Annotated in this window: 1 protein-coding gene; it reads right to left on the bottom strand. The window is 44.6% G+C overall.

The genetic code is table 11. The annotated features are described in order from the left end of the window. Positions 1–632, bottom strand: a 632-nt coding sequence (locus tag GMA8713_RS26165; RefSeq protein WP_157515812.1) for a response regulator, incomplete at both ends; no start/stop codon positions are given.

The raw sequence follows: 632 nt of genomic DNA, 5'->3' as shown, positions 1-632 counted from the left end.
GTTTCTCTAAGCGGCCGTCCATCAGCTTGCTAATCATTTCTAGCTCACGTTCGCCAGATTCACCTGACAGCGCAATGATCGGAATCTGCGGAGAATGTGCCTTAATGATTTGGCTGGCTTCAAAACCATTCATAACTGGCATTTGAATATCCATCAAAATCAAATCGATGCAATTCGCTTTAAAGATTTCTACTGCATTTTCACCGTTGTTTGCCTGCAAGTTGTTAACGCCAAGTTGGTTCAGATACATTTGAACTAGTGAGCGTTGTACTTCTTTATCGTCAACGATGAGTACTGTGGGTGCTTTGTTATTTATTAGAAATGGCTGATCGATGGGTTGTATATCGTCAACGGTTCTTTGCTCTGTCTTCGTTTTAGGCTGTTGCCAACCTTTGAAATCAGGAGTACGAAGCGAGTCGGCTTGGGGAGCATTGGGTACCATAGGAAAGTATAAGTGGAATTCCGTAAACTCCCCCAGTTTCGATTTGCATTCAACTCGGCCGCCAAAAGAGCGCATGACACGCTGGCAATAGCCGAGCCCAAGACCGCTGCCTCCGCTTTTTTGATAAGAGAAAAAGTCATCGAAAATTTTATAAGAAATGGCGTCGTCAATCCCCGGGCCTGTATCTCTG

Origin of the sequence: Grimontia marina (genome assembly GCF_900060185.1) — a bacterium.
Lineage (GTDB): Bacteria > Pseudomonadota > Gammaproteobacteria > Enterobacterales > Vibrionaceae > Enterovibrio > Enterovibrio marinus.
This window is presented reverse-complemented; position numbering and strand designations above follow the sequence as displayed.